Raw genomic sequence first — 18413 nt, forward strand, 5'->3', positions numbered from 1 at the left:
CATTTATTGTATTATTTTGACAAAGTCAAATTATTCTGATATTCTCAAACTATAAAATAAAAATTCGCTTTGCTCATTTCTCCAAGGATATATCCTTTGTTCAAATTAAGTAAAGTTGTAATTATATACTTAAATATGCATTTTATTTAGGTATTGATTAAATAAAATTTAGCGATAAATATGCATTATATTTATCTAAATTATAATGGGAGGTTTTATGAGGGGTAAAACTCATTGTACTATAGGTGTTTTAAGTGTTATTCAAGCCTCATTATTATTTAATATACCAATATCTATTTTTAATATCATATTATCTGCATTTTTCTCTATTCTACCAGATTTAGATGAATCAAATTCAATAGTATCTGAAATGTTTTTAAAAAAGAATACTTCTAAGTTTATTTTAAAAATCACAATATATTTGATAAATGTATTTATATTTTTTATATCACTTAAAATAAATGATAACTTTTTTTTAAGCTCATTAATAACATTTATATCTATTTTTATAATAGAGTCAAAGCTTAATCATACTTTCTTAAGAAAAGTATTTATATCATTAATATTTATACTTCTCGGATTTTGTCTTTATTTAGTTAATATTAAAATATACTTTTCTATATTTTGCTTTATGCTTGCCACATTTCCTTGGCTAAAACATAGAAGTTTTTCTCACAGTATATTTGCAATAATTATAGTATATTTTTTATTAAAACAAATCGAGCTAATAACTAATATATTAAATTTATCATTTTTTGGAACTATAAGTTATGCTAGTCATATATTTTTAGGAGATTTATTTACAAGATCAGGTATTCCTCTTTTATATCCTATTAGTGATAAAAAGTTTTCTCTAGGATTTTTTAAAGTAGGTGGTTTTTTAAATAATGCTATAGAGATAATATTTATTATGATTTTAACTACATTAGTAGTTTTCACTATAATAAATAAATTTAATTTATTAAATTTATCAATGTTATGGCCCTTTTAGTTATTTTAATAATTTAATAAAAAAATACTTAAAGTATTAAAACTTAGCTAAATAAAAAAGATATTAACACAAATTGTGTTAATATCTTTTTTATTTAAATCATATTTAAACTAATAATCTTATGTAAATTGTTAATTAGAGCATATACCTTACTTTTTATTATTCTCAACTTCATTAAATTTAGAATTTAATATTAATATATCTACTCTTCTATTTTTAGCCTTACCTTCTACTGTATTATTATCAGATTTTGGTCTATATTCTGAATAACCTATTGCTGATATTTTTTGAGGATTTATTCCACCATTATTTATTAAAATCTGCGCTACGTTACTAGCCCTCATTACTGATAAATCCCAGTTAGATTTAAATATTTCATTGTGCATAGGCACATTATCTGTATAACCTTCAACTCTTATATAACTATCCTTTACTAAGGATTTATTTATAATCTCACTTATTTTAACAAGTTTATTAACTTGATCTGGTTTTACGTCTGCTTTACCACTATTAAAGAATAATGAATCATTAAAGCTAACAACTAATCCTCTTTTTTCTATTGTTGTATTAACACTACCTGAAAGATTATTTTCTTTTAGATACTTATCTAACTTTTCTTTTACTTTCTCTAACTTTTCATTTTCACTTAGGCCATTTCCAGTTTCTCCACCCATATTGCTTCCAGTATCTGCTATAGCTGTTCCATCACCCATAGCCTCATTTAAAGCAGTTGTAAGTTTTTCATATTTCCCTTTATTTATACTACTCATTGCATACATTATAATGAAAAATATCATTAATAATGTTATAAAGTCTGCATAGGAAAGTAACCAACGTTCATGGTTTTCATGCTCTTCTTCTTCTTCAAATCTATTTCTTTTTTGCATGATTAACCCTCCAATTCAACGTGTTCTAAATATCTTGCTTCTAGCTTAGCTTGCTCCTTTTTATCTAAAAAACCTTTAAGCGTTTCTATAAATATTGTTGAGCTTACTTCTTGTTGAATTAATGTTATACCTTCCATTATAATTTCTTTTTCTAATTGTTCATTTTTTCCTAAATTTTTAAGTCTAGTTGCAATTGGAAGGAATATTAAGTTAGCACTTCCAAGTCCATAAAGAGTTGCTAAGAATGCAGCCGATATACTACTTCCTAAGGCATTCATATCTGCACTTGCTAGTCCTCCAAGAACGTGTATAAGACCTAAAACTGTACCAACGATACCCATAGTTGGTGCTGTTCCTCCAGCAGAGTCAAATATAGCTGCGCCCACCTTATGTCTTTTAAAACTCATTGACGCTTCAATTTCTAACATATTTCTAAGCTCTTCAGGGTGAACCCCATCAATAGCTGATAAAAGAGCCTTTTTCATAAAAGGATCCATTTTTTCTTCTTCGTCTACTTCAGATTCAATACTTAAAAAACCTTCTTTTTTTACTTTGTCTAATACATGATTAAGATATGCTATTACTTCTACTAAGTCTGCTGATTTTCTAGTAAAAGCAACTTTTAAAATTCTACCTATATTTTTTAATTGTTTAGGCGTAAATGATGTACCTAAGGAACCAATTGTTCCTCCAAATACTATTACAAGAGGAGTCCAAGAAATAAGAGCATTAGCATGCCCTCCTTCACCCATAAAACCTAGTAATAAAAATCCAAAACCTAAAAATAACGATATTAAACCAGTCATAATTCAATGTCCCTTCTATATTTTTTGTATCTTTAGAAAGCTCCACTATTCTAATATTTATAATTTATATTATCGGCTTTTATCATCATATATTAAGTATGTTTTTATATATTTAACATTTTTTATTTATGTGAATTTTATAGCTTTTATCCATTATTAAGTAGACACATTTAATAAATATCCATAATCAAAAAGGCATCTATCTTTTGATAGATGCCTTTTTATCTAGTAAAAAATATAATTTTATTTAGAACAATCTTCGCATAATCCGTAAAACTTTAAATCGTGATCTATTATTTCAAACTTATATGTTTCTTGTATCTGTTTTTCGATTGAGTCTAGTAAATCTTCTTTAACCTCTATTATCTTTGAACAATTTTTACATATTAAATGATGGTGATTATGGCTGTCTTCTTTGTCTAAGCATATTTCATATCTTATACATCCATCATCTAAGTTAAGCTTTGATATAACTCCAACATCATCTAATAACTGCATAGTTCTATAAACTGTTGCTAATCCAATTTCAGGACAATCTACTCTAACTAAATCATATATTTCTTCACTACTTAAATGTTTATCTGTATTTTTTATAAGTATTTCAACTATCGCTCTTCTTTGTGGTGTAATTTTAAATCCTGTTTCTTTTAATTTATCTTTTAATAACTCCATTGTATTCATATAATATCACCCTTGTTTTCAATTGATAATCTTTATTAATTATTTTATTTGATAATGGTCATTTTGTCAATGATTTCTAGACATTTTATTTGTTATATATAAAATCATTTAGAATTTTCAAATTTTCTTCTTTTTCCCACTTTATAACATACTTTTTACTTTCATCGCTTATACCTTCATCTCTATATTTTTCTACTGGAAACTCCAATTGCTTTATCTCATAATTAGCTAACTTTTGCGATATTAATGCTAATTTAAATATTTTATCAATAGATATATTTACATCTATATGTTTAACTACACTACTTATAACCTTTGGATAATCTTTTAAAGGTATATTAGTTAATTTGTTTGCTATATCAGTTAATATTTTTCTTTGTCTTTCATCTCGCTTATAAATGGTATCCATCTTCCTTATTCTTGCATAAGCAAGAGCTTGGTATCCATTTAATTTGTTATTTCCTACTTTGTCTATATACTTTATATTACCCTCATTTTGAGAATTTAAATCATAACAGACTTCTATAGTTTTATTAAGGTATTCTATTTCTTTTTGACTAACGTCTACTTCTACCCCTCCTATAGTATCTACTATTTCTATAAATGATTTAAAATCTACTACTGCATAATCCTTTATATCTAAATTAAAATTATTATTTATTGTTTCTAAAAGTAGTTTTTCCTTACCATAAGCATATGCATGATTTAATTTTTCATATCCTATATTAGGTATATTAACTAATGTATCTCTGGCTAGGGACGTAAGCCTTAGAGCTTTATTTTTAGTATCTATAGTTAGTATTATCATACAATCAGACCTTGATGGTTTATTAGTATTTGAACTATCTATCCCAATTAGAAGTATATTTTCAATATCATTTTTACTATTTTCTAAACTACTATTTTCTAATGAGTCAATCTTTTGTGTTATACAAATAAGTATTATAAAAAGACATAATATAAATTTTTTCATTATCATTACTCCTTATTCTTATTTGTAAATATTTTGCCTCACTATTATATTTTTACTCAAAAAATTTACTATGCTTAAGCGACGTATCGACGAAATATTTCATTTTACCAATTATATATCTTATCTAACTTATGTTTGCATCAATCTCTCAAACTAAGTATCAGTAAAATATTTTAAATTTTATATATTAAACTACTATAAATTATCCTAAAACTAAATAGTTTATAATACCTTAATATATAAAAAACTACCTATTGCTAGGTAGTTTTTTTATTATTCTTCGTCTTCGTCGAAGTTTAATCCTTCTTCTTCCATTAATGTGTTGTATACATCAACAACTATTTCATATTCTTTGTCATCTTCTAATGGAACTAATATTTCGCCTTCTTCATCTTGGTCAATTCTAAATACTAAAGCTTCTTCTGTTTCTTCTTCTAAAGGAACTAATATAGCATATTCTTTTCCTTCTGCTTCTAGTGTTAATATTATTTCAAAAGCACTTTCTTGGCCATTTTCATCGATTAAGTTTATTATATTTTCTTGCATGTTATCCACCTCTAATTCTATTTATTAACTATATTATATATCATAAACTAGTTAATTTATATATATTTTAAAAATTTCTTTGTCTATCTAAGTATCCTTGAAGTATTATTACAGCAGCTACCATATCTATAACACTTTTTCTATTTTCTCTTCTAACATTACCTTGTATAAGTGTTCTTTCTGCTGCTACTGTTGATAATCTTTCATCCCAGTATTCTATTGTTATTCCCGTTTCTTCTTGTAATAATTCACAAAACTTTATTACTTTTTCACCTTGTGGACCTAATGTTCCATTCATATTCTTAGGTAACCCTGAAACTATCTTAGTTACTTGTCTTTCTTTTATTATTTCTTTTAATGCTTCTATGTCTTTTTTCTTCCCTATTCTCTTTACTGTTTTAACTCCTTGTGCTGTAAGACCCATTAAGTCACTAACTGCAACTCCTATAGTCTTATCACCAACATCAAGTCCCATTATTCTTCCGTCTAGCATTTTTTTCTCCTTAAATTTTAAGATAGGTCAGGTTTTAACCTGACCTTTATGGTTTAATTTTTATTGTCTTCTTTGTTAAATATTATCATATTTATACTTATAATTATTATTGGTATAAGTATGTATATTGATGCAGTTGAAGCTGCTACTATTCCTGAGTCATTAACTAAAAGTGTAACTATACATCCTACCATAGATGCAATAAATCCTTTAAATAATATAGGATATTTCTTAGCTATGTCTCTAAAGTGTCTAGGTGGCTTAAATATAAACATAGCAATTATAAATATTCCTGCTAGTAATATATTAACCCATACACTAGTTTGAGCTAACTTCATATTCATTTGTATCTTTCTACCAAATGTTTGTAGTATAGCTCCTGGTCCATTTACTAGTATTTGATTTACAAATACAGATAAATGAGATTCACTTCCTGATACTACGTCTAATACTGCAAAGGCTACAACTACAGCTACTGCTGCTACTCCTAGTAATATAACCTTTTTAAAGTCTAATTTTACATCATATATAAGTAGTATAAATAATAAGTATGCTACTGATTCAGATATAGCACCACCAACGTTGGCTCCCATAGAAGGATATGCACTTGTTATTAGTATTACTATACTCATTAGGGCTACTAACCACTTAGGTATTTTTTTGTAATTTAGAAGCACTGCCATAGCAAATACAGCACTTGCTATTGTTACTCCTTCATATTCATTACCTATACCGTAGTATCTTGCACCTATTATAGCATCATAACTCATTATATTGTTTCTCATTAAATATGTTCCAAATACGGAGTCAATAACTATAACAATTATAGTTACTAAAGCAAAGAATCCCATTTGCTTTATATCATCTTTAAATAGCTTTCTACCTAATATATAAAGAATTAGTGTAGTAAGTACTATCCCAGCTGTTATAGTCATAGGTGTCTTAAAATTAAATACAGGTGCCAGAAGTAGTGCTAGTGGCATTATTATCCCTAATTTTATAAGCTCTTTTAATACATTAAATACTCGTTCTTTGTATGGTACATATTTTCTAAGTAATATAGCAATCATTCCTATTACCCAAGAAGCTGACACTATACCAACAAATGTATTTACTACATTTGCTCTTATGTCAGATACTGAAACCATTTTTACAAATTCATGTTGAATATAACCTATGTTATCATCCTTTTGAATTAATTCATAGCTTCTACCTACCATATTTTTATTTTTAAGTCCAAATTCATTTAAGATATCAACACCAACATCTATATTAGCAACTATTCCTTCTCTTCTAGTAGTTGCTGATGATAACAATCCTTTTTTATTTCCTTCAAACTTTATTATAGGAGATAATCTTCTTCTGTTTTTGTAGTCTAGATCATTTGGAAATGCACTACTTATATATACAACATCATTTTCTCCTACCATATTAAATACTTCTTTAAGGTATTTATTTATATTTTTAACTATATTTGCCTTCATACTTTTGTATGTATTATCATTTAAGAATAATCTATATTGATCTAATCTATATGTATCTCCTAAGTCAACAAATATAGCATCACTTTCATTGTAATATTTTTGAGTTTCTTTTATAAGTTTATTATAATCTGTTCTTATTCCATACGGCATAGATTCATCTTTTACATTAATATTATCAATGTTTCCACCATCTATTCTTCCGTACTCATCCATTGCAACTAAGCCTATATTTCTATTTTTTACAAGCTCTCCATTTTCAATCTTGTCACTATTTCCAAGAACTGCTGTTTTTAAATTATTTTCAGATAATGTTTGTCCAAGGGCACCTAGCATTGATCCATATTGGCCATATTCTATATTATCATTTATAGATTTATTTATATCTATATTGTTTATTGCCTTTGGTTCTTTACCTGTTACGGATTTAAAAACTTTTCCATTTTCTTTAGTTAACTCTTGAAAATCTATATACTCTTGTGCAGATACATTAACTCTTCCTCCTGCACCCATACTAGCATAAGATCTTCTATCATCAGTACCTCCATCACCTCTTATATTCATAAGGGCAACATATCCCCTATTTTTTAATTCTTTTTTAAGAGTTGGTACACTTAGCATAGTATTTAAATTAGTTCTATTCATATTAATAAATATAACTTTGCCGTGTTCATCGGCAAAGCTATATTTTGGAATAGAAACTAGGAGTATCATTAATGTTATCAACACTGATACAACCTTTTTTTTCATAAGATTGACCTACTTTCTATTTAGATAATGTGTTATTACTTCCTCTAGTATTTCATCCCTTTCAAATCTCTTTATAACAGCCCTTGCATTGTTATGACTAGTTATATAACTAGAATCACCTGATAAGATATATCCTATTAATTGGTTTATAGGATTGTACCCCTTTTCAACTAGTGATTGATATACAAATTTTATTGTATCACTAATACTCATATTTTCAGATTCAAATCCTTCAAATTTCACAGTGCTATCAAAATTATTATTCATGTTAAATCCCCCTTATTAAAATTATTTTATTTGAGATTTTACAACTTCACTAGCTCCATTTAATACTTCTTCTACTTTTTCTACATCTGGTGCACCAGCTTGAGCCATATTAGGTCTTCCTCCACCTTTTCCACCAGCTATAGCTGCTATAGATTTAACTATATTTCCAGAGTGTATTCCTTTATCTACTGCATCCTTAGTAGCAGTTACAACAAGATTTAACTTATCATCAGCTACATTTGCTAAAACAACAACTCCACTTTGTAATTTGTCTCTTAAGTTATCTGCTACTTCTTTTAAAGTATTCATATCCATTCCTTCGAATTTAGCAGTAACTAAGTTAACTCCATTTACATCAACCTTTGAATCAAGTACTGATTCTATTGATTGTAAACTCATCTTAGTTTTAACATCGTGTAATTCTTTAGCTAAGTTTTTGTTTTCTTCTAATAAAGCTACTACTCTTGTAGTTAAGCTATCTTCTTTAGTTTTTAAGCTTGAACAAACATTAGCTATTACATCTTCTTTTCCATTTAAGTAGTTGTAAACTGCCTTACCTGTTATAGCTTCTATTCTTCTAACTCCTGCAGCTACTCCACCTTCAGATAATATCTTAAACATTCCTATTTGAGAAGTGTTAGTTAAGTGAGTTCCTCCACAAAGTTCTATAGAATAATCTCCCATAGAAACAACTCTTACTTCATCACCATATTTTTCTCCAAATAAAGCCATAGCACCTTTATTTTTAGCATCTGTTATACTCATATTTTCACAAGTTATATCTAAAGCATCAAATATTATATCATTTACTTTTTCTTCTATAACTTTTATTTCCTCTTTAGTTATAGCTTCAAAATGAGTTACGTCAAATCTTAATCTATCTTCTGTAACTAAAGAACCTGCTTGATTAACATGTTCTCCTAATACTTCTTTTAATACTTTATGAAGTATGTGAGTAGCACTATGGTTTCTAGCACAAGCCATTCTTCTTTCTTTATCTACTTTAGCAAATAAAGTTTCTCCTACATTTATTTTACCACTTCTTACAACAACTATGTGTTTTATAGTATTGTTTGGACCTTTTTTAGTATCAACAACATCTATTACGATATCTTCATTTTTATTAACTAAAGTACCTTTATCTCCTGCTTGACCTCCACCTTCTGGATAGAAAGTAGTTTTATCAAGTACTATTATAGCTTCATCACCTGCTTCAACACTTTCAACTATTTCATTATCCTTAACTATTGCCTTAACAGTAGCTTCTTCATTTAAGTTGTTATATCCTTCAAATGATGTGCATATAGACTTATCTAATTGAGATACTGCATCTTTTTCCCAAGCTACAGAGTCCATATTTCCTCTAGCATCTCTTGCTGCTTGTCTTTGCTTTTCCATTTCAGCATGGAATCCTTCTTCATCTATAGTCATATGTTCTTCTTCTAATATTTCTCTAGTTAAGTCAACAGGGAATCCATAAGTATCGTATAGTTTGAATGCATTTTCTCCACTTAATACTGTCTTTTCTTCTTTTCTTAAATCTTCCATATAAGAAGCTAATATTTCTATACCTTTATCTATAGTTTCATTAAACTTTTCTTCTTCTATTCTTATAACTTTTTGTACATAGTCTCTCTTTTCAACTAGCTCTGGGTAAGCTTCTCCACTTACTTTTATAACTTCGTCAACTAATTTATATAAGAATGATTCCTTCATTCCAAGTAATTTTCCATTACGAGCAGCTCTTCTAAGTAATCTTCTAAGAACGTATCCTCTTCCTTCATTTGATGGAAGTACACCATCTGATACTAAGAAACTAACACTTCTTATATGGTCAGTTATTATTCTTATAGATTTATCATTCTTAGCATCTTTTCCATAAGTTGTATTAGTTATTTTTTCAACAGAGTTTAATATATGCTTTATAGTATCAACTTCAAATATAGTGTCAACACCTTGCATTATACAAGCCATTCTTTCAAGACCCATACCTGTATCTATGTTTTTATGCTCAAGTGGGTTGTAGTTTCCATCTTCATCTTTGTTAAATTGAGAGAATACGTGATTCCAGAATTCTAAGTATCTATCACAATCACATCCTGGCTTACAATCTGGATTGTCACATCCATATTCAGGACCTCTATCAAAATGTATTTCTGAACAAGGACCACAAGCACCAGTTCCTATTTCCCAGAAGTTATCTTCTTTACCAAGCCTAACTATTCTTTCTTTAGGTATACCTATTTCTTTTTCCCATATTTCGTAAGCTTCATCATCTTCTAAGTATACACTTACCCATATTTTATCTTGAGGTATGTTTAAATGTTCTGTAACAAATTCCCATCCCCACTTTAATGTTTCATGCTTAAAGTAATCTCCGAAAGAGAAGTTACCTAGCATTTCAAATAATGTAGCATGTCTAGCTGTAACACCTACATTTTCTATATCACCTGTTCTTATACATTTTTGACAAGTTGACATTCTCTTGCTTGGTGGTACTTCAGCACCTGTAAAGTAGTTTTTAAGCGGTGCCATACCTGCATTTATTAATAATAAACTTTTGTCATTTTGTGGAACTAGTGAATAACTTGGTTGCACTAAATGACCTTTAGATTCAAAGAAGTTTAAAAATTTACTTCTTATTTCATTTAATCCCATTGATTGCATTATTTTATCCTCCTTAATTATGTATTACAAATTTGCATATAAAAAAGCTCGCCACTATAACATAGTATAGGGGCGAGCTTATTCTCGCGGTACCACCCTACTTACTGAATATTCAGTATCTTCGGAAAACCTTAAGTTATAACGGAACTACCGTCGATTCATACTATTATTTCAAAATCGATACTCAAAGACTGCTTCAATTAATCTATCATAAGAACTCTCACCAATATTCTCTCTCTGTAAAGCTTCAATTAATTTACTATTTCTTTTCACTGCATTTAATATATTTGTTTTATTACATTATATTACTAAATTATGTTGAAATAATCAATAGTATTTTGCTACACATATAAATTTATATTCATATTGTTTCACAAATACTTGTAATTTTATCTTAGTTATTAATAAAATAGCTTTATAAAGCTAAGTCTATGATTCCTCCGCCAACTACAACATCACCGTTGTACATAACAACTGATTGACCTTTAGTTATAGCCCTTTGTGGCTCATCAAATACTATCTTTATAGCATCTTCTCCGTGCTTGTATACAGTAGCTGGTGATGGCTTAGCTGAATATCTAATTTTAGCTTCAACTCTTATAGGTTCGTCTTCTTTTACACCATCTATTGATATAAAGTTTACATCTTTAGCTATTAATACTTTATTAAATATATCTTCATTATCTCCAAGTACAACTGTATTTCTAACAGGGTCTATATCAACAACAAACATAGGCTTACCAAGCGCTATTCCTAGACCTTTTCTTTGACCTATAGTATAGTTTATTATACCTTTGTGTTTTCCTAATACATTTCCTTTAGTATCTACAAAGAATCCTTCTTCAATTCTTTTTTTAGAATGTTTTTTAACATATCCAGCATAATCATTGTCTTTAACAAAGCATATTTCTTGACTATCTGGCTTATTGTGAACATCCATGCCCATTTCTTTTGCTATTTCTCTAACTCTATCCTTTTCATAATCTCCTATAGGAAGTAAAGTATGTTCTAACTGTTCTTGAGTTAGGTTGTATAAAGCATAAGTTTGGTCTTTTTTATCCGTAACTGATTTTTTAAGTAAAAATCTTCCATTTTCTTCATCTTTTTCTATTTTCGCATAATGTCCTGTAGCTACATAATCACACCCTATTTGACGAGCTTTTCTAAAGAAGTCATCAAACTTTATGTGCTTATTACAAGCTATACAAGGATTAGGAGTTCTTCCATTTAAGTATTCATCTATAAATGGTTCTATAACTTTTTCCTTAAATACATCACTAAAGTTTAATACATAAAAAGGTATACCTATCTTGTCAGCAACTTTTCTAGCATCTTCAACAGCTGCTAATGAACAACATCCACCTTCATTTTCTATAAGTTCATCATCATCATCTTGCCATAGTTTCATAGTAACACCTATTACATCATATCCTTGCTTTTTTAAAAGATATGCTGCAACAGAGCTATCTACTCCACCACTCATACCGATCATAACTCTTTTTTTCATAACGTCACCTTCTTTTGTTAATTACATTTATCTCTTTATTATATATATTTTTATAACTTTTTAAAAGGATAATAGCATAATTTTTCAATATATAAAATATAATATCCCTTTTAAGTATTAACTTAAAAGGGATATTATATCATCTATTACTTAATAAATTACATTTCTTCCTCTTCTATATCATGGTGATGATCATGATCATCATCTATAACAACACCATCTAATTCTGGTATGTGTATATTGTGCTTTTTAGAATAATCTATTAAAGCTGATTTTATAGCTTGTTCAGCAAGTACTGAGCAGTGCATTTTAACTGGTGGTAAACCATCTAGCGCTTCAGCAACAGCTTTGTTTGTTACTGCTAATGCTTCATGTATAGTTTTTCCTTTTACCATTTCTGTAGCCATTGATGAACTAGCTATTGCAGATCCACATCCAAAAGTTTTAAATTTAACGTCTTTTATAACTTTTGTATCTTCATCTATATCAAGATATATTCTCATTATATCTCCACATTTAGCGTTTCCTACTTCACCTATTCCACTAGCATTTTCTATTTCTCCTATATTTCTTGGATTCATGAAATGATCCATAACTTTTTCACTATATTGCATGATGTTATCCTCCTTTAATTTTATATATTAAATCTTCCCGATATTATTTGTCTTTGTTTTCTTTTATAAATTTATCATATAGAGGTGACATACTTCTTAGTCTCTCTATAACTTTTGGTAATTGTTCTATTATATAATCTATATCTTCTTCAGTTGTAAAGTCTCCTATAGATAATCTTAAAGAACCATGAGCTATTTCATGAGGTAATCCTATAGCCATTAAAACATGTGATGGATCTAATGAACCTGATGTACATGCAGAACCACTTGATGCAGCTATACCTAACATGTCTAGCATTAATAGTATTCCTTCTCCTTCTATAAATTCAAATGAGAAGTTAACATTTCCTGGTAATCTATGTTCCATACTTCCGTTAACTCTTGTGTATGGTATATTTTCAAGTATTCCATCTATTAATCTTTTTCTTAATGCAGTAAGTCTTTCTATATGGTTATCCATATTTTCTTTAGCCATTTCTGCTGCTTTTCCATATCCAACTATTGCAGGTATATTTTCAGTACCAGCTCTTCTTCTTCTTTCTTGTGCTCCACCGTGTACAAATGAATGTAACTTTGTTCCAGTTTTGATGTATAAAGCACCTATTCCTTTAGGTCCATATATCTTGTGAGAAGACATACTCATTAAGTCTATATTTAATTCTTTAACATCTATATTAATATTTCCAGCTGCTTGAACTGCATCTGTGTGGAATATTATATTATGTTTTTTAGCTATTTCACCTATTTCTTTTATAGGTTGTATAGTTCCTATTTCGTTATTTGCAAACATTATAGTTATTAATATTGTAGTGTCTTTTATAGCTTTTTCTAATTCATCTAATTTAACTCTACCTTCAGCATCAACATCTAGGTAAGTTACTTCAAATCCATGATATTTTTCTAAGTATTCGCATACATGAAGTATACCATGGTGTTCTATTTTAGATGTTATTATGTGGTTTCCTTTATGTTTATTAGAGAAAGCAACGCCTTCTATTGCCCAGTTATCACTTTCTGTTCCACCAGCTGTAAAGTATATTTCATTTGGTTTTGCATTTATAAGGTTTGCTACTTGCCCTCTAGCTTTATCTAATGCAGCTTTTGCTTCTCTTCCGAATGTATGAAAACTAGATGCATTCCCAAAATAATCTGTTAAATAAGGCATCATTTCATCTAGTACTTCTTTTTTAACAGGTGTTGTAGCTGAATAATCCATATATAATCTTCTTTTTTCCATTTTGTATTCGCTCCAATCTACTTTAATAAATTTGTTATATCACAGTCTAATTTGTTTTTGTTGTAATCATCTATCATGTCTTGAAGGTTTATAGCATTTATTACATCCTCTATTCCCTTCTTTAATTTTTCCCAAACGACTTTTGTAACGCATATATTTGAATTTTCACAAATATCCTCATCTATAACACAATCTGAAATTGATATAGGTCCTTCTAGCACTACTAAAATATCCCCTACTTTTATTTCTTCAGGTTTTTTAGCTAGCAAATATCCACCTTGTGCACCTCTTACACTTTTAACAAGTCCAGATTTCTTAAGTGATGAAAATATCTGCTCTAAATATTGTTCTGATATATTTTGTTTTTTAGCTATATATTTTAATGGAACTGGTCCATTCTCTTCATTTAGAGATAATTCAAACATAGCTTTAAGCCCATATCTACCTTTAGTTGATAGTTTCATATATTATCACCCTTTACTCAATTACAATTCATAGTAATTTACTAGGTTTTATCTTCAATATTATTTTATTATATCCTAGTAATTTTGTCAACATTAAATTCATACTAATTTACTAGGTTTTATTTTTTCACATTCACTAATTAAAATGCTTTATTTATACTATATATATACCACCTTTTTTATAGCGTAAACATATTATTTTTTTAATTTTTCTAAATATTTTTTATAAGTAAAAAAGACCGTATTTAAACAGTCTCTTTATAATTACTTTTTTTGAATAGGAAATTAAAAAATCCTCTTATTCCATTAAACATAACTACTATTACAACCAGTATTATTATTCCAGTAATAGCTCCACTTGAATCTATAAATACATCCTTTATACTTCCAACTCTTCCAGCTACTGATAGTTGTCTCATTTCATCGTAATAAGCATATAAAGCACTTATTATAAATGCTAGTGTAGCTGATATAAATACTCTTTTAGTAAATACATAAAGCATTAAACATAAAGAGATGCCAATACATGCATATATACTGAAATGAGCTAATTTTCTAACTATATAACTTTTGCTTCCATATCTTTTCAAAACATTAAATACTTTATCTTTTATACTTATTAACTTACTATCTTTTAGAGTAACCTCTTGTCTTACTTCATCAACTATTTTAACAACTTTATCTGATTGTATTTTAGATACATTACCTTCTTGGCTTGAAAAATAATACATAGTTCCCATTGCTAAAATAACTAATACTAAGCAAATTATTTTTTTCATGGTAGTATCACCTCTTTTATATTTAATGATTATACATTATATAATTATACAAGTCCAATTTTTACAAAAAATATATCCTATAATACTCACTAAATAATAAAGTTTTTTCTTAAACTTTAGTCATGTCTATATTGTTTGAATATAAAATAGGGTATCTCCCAATAAGAGGACACCCTAAGCATAATAAATACTCCATTTTCCTATTTCTTTAAATCCTAATTTTCTATATATCTTTCCTGCTTCTTCATTATCATAAAATAAACACGGAATTTTTCCTTCTTCTAATAATTCTCTGCATAACTTGCTTATACATACAGTTGCATAACCTTTATTTCTGTAATTTGGATGAGTCCCTACACCAACTATAAGTCCATATTTTTGGCTTTCTAATGTACTCTTTGCCATAGCAACAACTTGTTTATCACATGGTATATAATAACCTCTTCCAGTTTTTAGAAGATTTTTTATATTTTCTACTGTAGTGTTTTCAAATTCTTCTATAACTTCATATAATTTTACCACTTTACCTATATTACCAAATCTAATCTTTTTTACATTTGCACTTTTCATTGTATTTTCTAAATTTTTGGTTGTAAGTAACTTACAAAAACTAACTATTCTTTTTCTATTGATATTTAAATTTTTTTCAAATTTCTCTAAACATGCTGTTTTACCACTTATTTCAGTATAATCTAATTTGTCTATAAAGTTAGAAAATCTCTTTACATTAAATTTAGAATGAGAATAAAATGTTAAAAAATCTAAATATTTAACTAATACTCCTTCTATATTGCCACTTCTATCTATATCTGCCCATACACTAAAAAAACTATTATCATATCCAAATCTTTCAATATCCCCAACTATAAATAAATTAAATTCAGGTTCCTTGCTTAAATAATCAACTACCTTCTTATGATATTTTTCATCTATTTTCAAAATCATATACTTCCCCCTGATATAAAAATCAATATATATATGAAAACTACCCTTATAATATTTTTATTATCAATAGTGGTTTTTATGATAATTTTATAATTGTTAATATATCTCCTTCTTATTAACCTTTATTTTTTAAATTTTCCCAATAAGCTTTAAAAGCCATCTCATTTTTATTTTTACCTGGATTGTAATATTTTTTATCTTTTATAAGTTCTGGCATGTATTGCTGACTTACATAATTATTTTCATAATTATGAGGGTATTTATAGTCTATACCTCTACCTAGATTTTTAGCACCACTATAGTGTGCATCTTTTAAGTGGACTGGTATATCTCCAACTTCTATATTATCTAAATCATATATAGCTGATTGTATAGCAGCGTATGTAGAATTAGACTTAGGACAATTTGCTAGATATATTGTAGCTTGTGCTAAAGGCAATTGTGCTTCTGGAAACCCTAGTTGATTTGCTGCGTTGACACAAGCCTCAACTATAGTTATAGCTTGGGGTACAGCTAGTCCTACATCTTCACATGCAATACACAAAAGCCTCCTAGTTATACTATTTAAGTCTCCTGCCTTTATAAGCCTTGCTAGATAATGTATAGATGCATCTATATCAGAACCTCTTATAGACTTATGAAATGCAGACAATATTGAGTAGCTATCATCTCCTTTATTGTCATAATTAAGTATCTTAACAGAAGAACATTCTATTGTATTATCTAGAGTTATGTTAATTTCATCAGAATTACTATCAATGCTAACATTAAATACAAGTTCTAATTTGTTTAAAGCACTTCTCATATCACCATTGCAAGTTTCTGCTATATATCTTATAGCCTTTTCTTCAACTTTTATTGTTTTGCTTTTATAGAGATTTCTTAATTTTTCTATTGAATTCATAAGGCCTATAAATATATCTTGTGAATTTATTTGTTTAAACTCAAATACTGAACATCTACTAAGTATTGCTTTATATATAGCAAAGTATGGGTTATCTGCTGTACTTGCTATTAAAGTTACTGATCCTTCCTCTATAACTTCTAGTAATGATTGTTGTTGTTTTTTATTTAGAGCTTGTATCTCATCTAACATTAAAATTATACCATTATAAGAAAATAGGTCTCTTTTAGTGGCCTCTATTACTTCTTTTATTTCTTTGACACCGCAGTTTACAGCATTTAGTTTTATATACTTTTTTCCTGTTGCGTTTGCTATTATGTTTGCTAAGGTAGTTTTACCTGTTCCTGGAGGGCCATATAAAATCATATTTGGTATAGTTTTATTTTGTATTAATTTATTTAATATTTTCCCTTTTCCTATTATGTGAGATTGCCCCACCATATCATCTATACTTTGAGGTCTAAATCTATCTGCTAACGGTTGCATATTACCTCCTAATATACTTGTATTAAATAAAGGTACCTATAAACATTTATAGATACCTTTTATTATTAGTAATTTGATTTTAATTTCTTTAATTCTTCTATAAGCTTGTCATTAAGTATTTTTATATGTGTCCCCTTCATACCTAACGATCTAGATTCTATTACTCCAGCACTTTCAAATTTTCTAAGTGCATTTACTATAACTGATCTTGTTATACCAACTCTATCAGCTATTTTACTAGCTACTAATAAACCTTCTTTGCCATCTAATTCTTCAAATATATGCTCTACAGCTTCAAGTTCTGAATAAGATAAAGTGCCTATAGCCATTTGTACTACCGCTTTCTTTCTCATTTCAACTTCTAATTCTTCACCTATAGCTCTTAATATTTCAAGACCTACAACTGTTGCACTATACTCTGCTATAACTAGATCATCATCATTAAACTCTTTATCATACCTCGATATAAGTAGTGTACCTAATCTTTGTCCACTTCCTAATATAGGAACTATTGTATTATATTTTTGTGCTCTTTCTGCTTCTAGCGGGAAGAACTCTAATAATTTTTCTCCTGTTAAATTTTCTAATGTATCAGATACTTTTAGCATATTTTTAGTATACTCTTCTGGGAATTTTTTTTGTCTTGTCCCCTCTTCTTCTACTACCGAACTATCTTTTTCATCATTTAGGAATAAGCCTAATACTTTACCTTTAGAGCTTAGTATGTATATATTTGCACTTAACACCTCACCTAATGCTCCAGCTAATAAGTCAAAAGAAACATTACTGCCACCACTTGTTTGTAACGTTTTATTTATCCTTCTAGTTTTTTGTAATACTTCACTCGCCATTATAATTCATCTCCTCATGAAAATCAGCCTTTTCAGCTTTTCCCTATTCATCTATCTAAATTTTTATTCTTAATACGCATTATG

At 28.2% G+C, this 18413-nt stretch carries 18 protein-coding genes and 1 other annotated feature; of the genes, 1 reads left to right on the forward strand and 17 read right to left on the reverse strand.

Annotated features, from left to right (window positions below; genetic code table 11):
* Positions 1-217: 217 nt before the first annotated feature.
* Positions 218-991: a metal-dependent hydrolase gene (locus I2H23_RS06285; protein ID WP_092924621.1), complete on the forward strand. Its 774-nt coding sequence runs from the start codon at positions 218-220 to the stop codon at positions 989-991.
* A gap of 149 nt (positions 992-1140) precedes the next feature.
* Here the strand turns inward: I2H23_RS06285 and I2H23_RS06290 are convergent, their stop codons facing one another.
* The 17 genes from I2H23_RS06290 to codY form a co-directional block, all read right to left on the reverse strand.
* Positions 1141-1878, reverse strand: coding sequence for a flagellar motor protein MotB (locus I2H23_RS06290; protein ID WP_092924619.1), 738 nt, complete (start codon positions 1876-1878; stop codon positions 1141-1143).
* Positions 1879-1880: 2 nt separating this feature from the next.
* Complete coding sequence (locus tag I2H23_RS06295) at positions 1881-2684, reverse strand: motility protein A (protein ID WP_195581337.1); 804 nt, start codon at positions 2682-2684, stop codon at positions 1881-1883.
* Positions 2685-2927: 243 nt separating this feature from the next.
* Entirely contained in the window at positions 2928-3365 is a 438-nt protein-coding gene (locus tag I2H23_RS06300; RefSeq protein ID WP_195581339.1) for a Fur family transcriptional regulator, read from the reverse strand.
* A gap of 85 nt (positions 3366-3450) precedes the next feature.
* Entirely contained in the window at positions 3451-4338 is an 888-nt protein-coding gene (locus I2H23_RS06305) for an LCP family protein (RefSeq protein ID WP_195581340.1), read from the reverse strand.
* 273 nt (positions 4339-4611) lie between these two features.
* Complete coding sequence (locus tag I2H23_RS06310; RefSeq protein ID WP_092924610.1) at positions 4612-4884, reverse strand: DUF1292 domain-containing protein; 273 nt, start codon at positions 4882-4884, stop codon at positions 4612-4614.
* Positions 4885-4951: 67 nt separating this feature from the next.
* Positions 4952-5377 carry a Holliday junction resolvase RuvX gene (ruvX, locus tag I2H23_RS06315; protein WP_092924608.1) on the reverse strand — a complete coding sequence of 142 codons (426 nt, stop codon included), beginning with the start codon at positions 5375-5377 and terminating at the stop codon, positions 4952-4954.
* A 53-nt stretch (positions 5378-5430) separates the two neighbouring features.
* On the reverse strand, positions 5431-7608 hold the full coding sequence (locus I2H23_RS06320) for a hypothetical protein (RefSeq protein WP_092924606.1): 2178 nt from the start codon (positions 7606-7608) through the stop codon (positions 5431-5433).
* 9 nt (positions 7609-7617) lie between these two features.
* The gene (locus I2H23_RS06325; RefSeq protein ID WP_092924604.1) at positions 7618-7875 is read right to left on the reverse strand and encodes an IreB family regulatory phosphoprotein; all 258 of its coding nucleotides are present in this window, start codon (positions 7873-7875) and stop codon (positions 7618-7620) included.
* 21 nt (positions 7876-7896) lie between these two features.
* The gene (alaS, locus tag I2H23_RS06330) at positions 7897-10542 is read right to left on the reverse strand and encodes an alanine--tRNA ligase (protein WP_092924602.1); all 2646 of its coding nucleotides are present in this window, start codon (positions 10540-10542) and stop codon (positions 7897-7899) included.
* A 65-nt stretch (positions 10543-10607) separates the two neighbouring features.
* Positions 10608-10824, reverse strand: a binding site (T-box leader).
* A gap of 133 nt (positions 10825-10957) precedes the next feature.
* Complete coding sequence (mnmA, locus tag I2H23_RS06335) at positions 10958-12049, reverse strand: tRNA 2-thiouridine(34) synthase MnmA (protein WP_092924600.1); 1092 nt, start codon at positions 12047-12049, stop codon at positions 10958-10960.
* 158 nt (positions 12050-12207) lie between these two features.
* On the reverse strand, positions 12208-12663 hold the full coding sequence (gene nifU, locus I2H23_RS06340; RefSeq protein ID WP_092924598.1) for a Fe-S cluster assembly scaffold protein NifU: 456 nt from the start codon (positions 12661-12663) through the stop codon (positions 12208-12210).
* A 43-nt stretch (positions 12664-12706) separates the two neighbouring features.
* Entirely contained in the window at positions 12707-13900 is a 1194-nt protein-coding gene (gene nifS, locus I2H23_RS06345; protein WP_092924596.1) for a cysteine desulfurase NifS, read from the reverse strand.
* A gap of 17 nt (positions 13901-13917) precedes the next feature.
* Positions 13918-14364: an RrF2 family transcriptional regulator gene (locus I2H23_RS06350; RefSeq protein ID WP_092924594.1), complete on the reverse strand. Its 447-nt coding sequence runs from the start codon at positions 14362-14364 to the stop codon at positions 13918-13920.
* Between the two features lie 245 nt (positions 14365-14609).
* Positions 14610-15143 (reverse strand): VanZ family protein, encoded by a 534-nt coding sequence (locus I2H23_RS06355; protein ID WP_092924592.1) that lies wholly within the window; start codon positions 15141-15143, stop codon positions 14610-14612.
* Positions 15144-15317: 174 nt separating this feature from the next.
* On the reverse strand, positions 15318-16088 hold the full coding sequence (locus tag I2H23_RS06360) for a GNAT family N-acetyltransferase (RefSeq protein ID WP_092924590.1): 771 nt from the start codon (positions 16086-16088) through the stop codon (positions 15318-15320).
* 115 nt (positions 16089-16203) lie between these two features.
* Positions 16204-17478, reverse strand: coding sequence for a replication-associated recombination protein A (locus I2H23_RS06365; protein WP_092924588.1), 1275 nt, complete (start codon positions 17476-17478; stop codon positions 16204-16206).
* A gap of 65 nt (positions 17479-17543) precedes the next feature.
* On the reverse strand, positions 17544-18329 hold the full coding sequence (codY, locus tag I2H23_RS06370) for a GTP-sensing pleiotropic transcriptional regulator CodY (protein WP_092924586.1): 786 nt from the start codon (positions 18327-18329) through the stop codon (positions 17544-17546).
* Between the last annotated feature and the right edge of the window lie 84 nt (positions 18330-18413).

The organism is Romboutsia sp. BSD2780061687b_171204_C1 (assembly GCF_015560225.1).
Taxonomy (GTDB): Bacteria; Bacillota; Clostridia; order Peptostreptococcales; family Peptostreptococcaceae; genus Romboutsia_C; species Romboutsia_C hominis.

Coding starts and splice junctions, on each gene's coding strand:
- mnmA (WP_092924600.1), bottom strand. CDS start 12,049: ATGAAAAAAAGAGTTATGATCGGTATGAGTGGTGGAGTAGATAGCTCT.
- I2H23_RS06295 (WP_195581337.1), bottom strand. CDS start 2,684: ATGACTGGTTTAATATCGTTATTTTTAGGTTTTGGATTTTTATTACTA.
- I2H23_RS06355 (WP_092924592.1), bottom strand. CDS start 15,143: ATGAAAAAAATAATTTGCTTAGTATTAGTTATTTTAGCAATGGGAACT.
- I2H23_RS06350 (WP_092924594.1), bottom strand. CDS start 14,364: ATGAAACTATCAACTAAAGGTAGATATGGGCTTAAAGCTATGTTTGAA.
- nifU (WP_092924598.1), bottom strand. CDS start 12,663: ATGCAATATAGTGAAAAAGTTATGGATCATTTCATGAATCCAAGAAAT.
- I2H23_RS06365 (WP_092924588.1), bottom strand. CDS start 17,478: ATGCAACCGTTAGCAGATAGATTTAGACCTCAAAGTATAGATGATATG.
- I2H23_RS06300 (WP_195581339.1), bottom strand. CDS start 3,365: ATGAATACAATGGAGTTATTAAAAGATAAATTAAAAGAAACAGGATTT.
- I2H23_RS06290 (WP_092924619.1), bottom strand. CDS start 1,878: ATGCAAAAAAGAAATAGATTTGAAGAAGAAGAAGAGCATGAAAACCAT.
- ruvX (WP_092924608.1), bottom strand. CDS start 5,377: ATGCTAGACGGAAGAATAATGGGACTTGATGTTGGTGATAAGACTATA.
- alaS (WP_092924602.1), bottom strand. CDS start 10,542: ATGCAATCAATGGGATTAAATGAAATAAGAAGTAAATTTTTAAACTTC.
- I2H23_RS06285 (WP_092924621.1), top strand. CDS start 218: ATGAGGGGTAAAACTCATTGTACTATAGGTGTTTTAAGTGTTATTCAA.
- codY (WP_092924586.1), bottom strand. CDS start 18,329: ATGGCGAGTGAAGTATTACAAAAAACTAGAAGGATAAATAAAACGTTA.
- I2H23_RS06310 (WP_092924610.1), bottom strand. CDS start 4,884: ATGCAAGAAAATATAATAAACTTAATCGATGAAAATGGCCAAGAAAGT.
- I2H23_RS06305 (WP_195581340.1), bottom strand. CDS start 4,338: ATGAAAAAATTTATATTATGTCTTTTTATAATACTTATTTGTATAACA.
- nifS (WP_092924596.1), bottom strand. CDS start 13,900: ATGGAAAAAAGAAGATTATATATGGATTATTCAGCTACAACACCTGTT.
- I2H23_RS06360 (WP_092924590.1), bottom strand. CDS start 16,088: ATGATTTTGAAAATAGATGAAAAATATCATAAGAAGGTAGTTGATTAT.
- I2H23_RS06320 (WP_092924606.1), bottom strand. CDS start 7,608: ATGAAAAAAAAGGTTGTATCAGTGTTGATAACATTAATGATACTCCTA.
- I2H23_RS06325 (WP_092924604.1), bottom strand. CDS start 7,875: ATGAATAATAATTTTGATAGCACTGTGAAATTTGAAGGATTTGAATCT.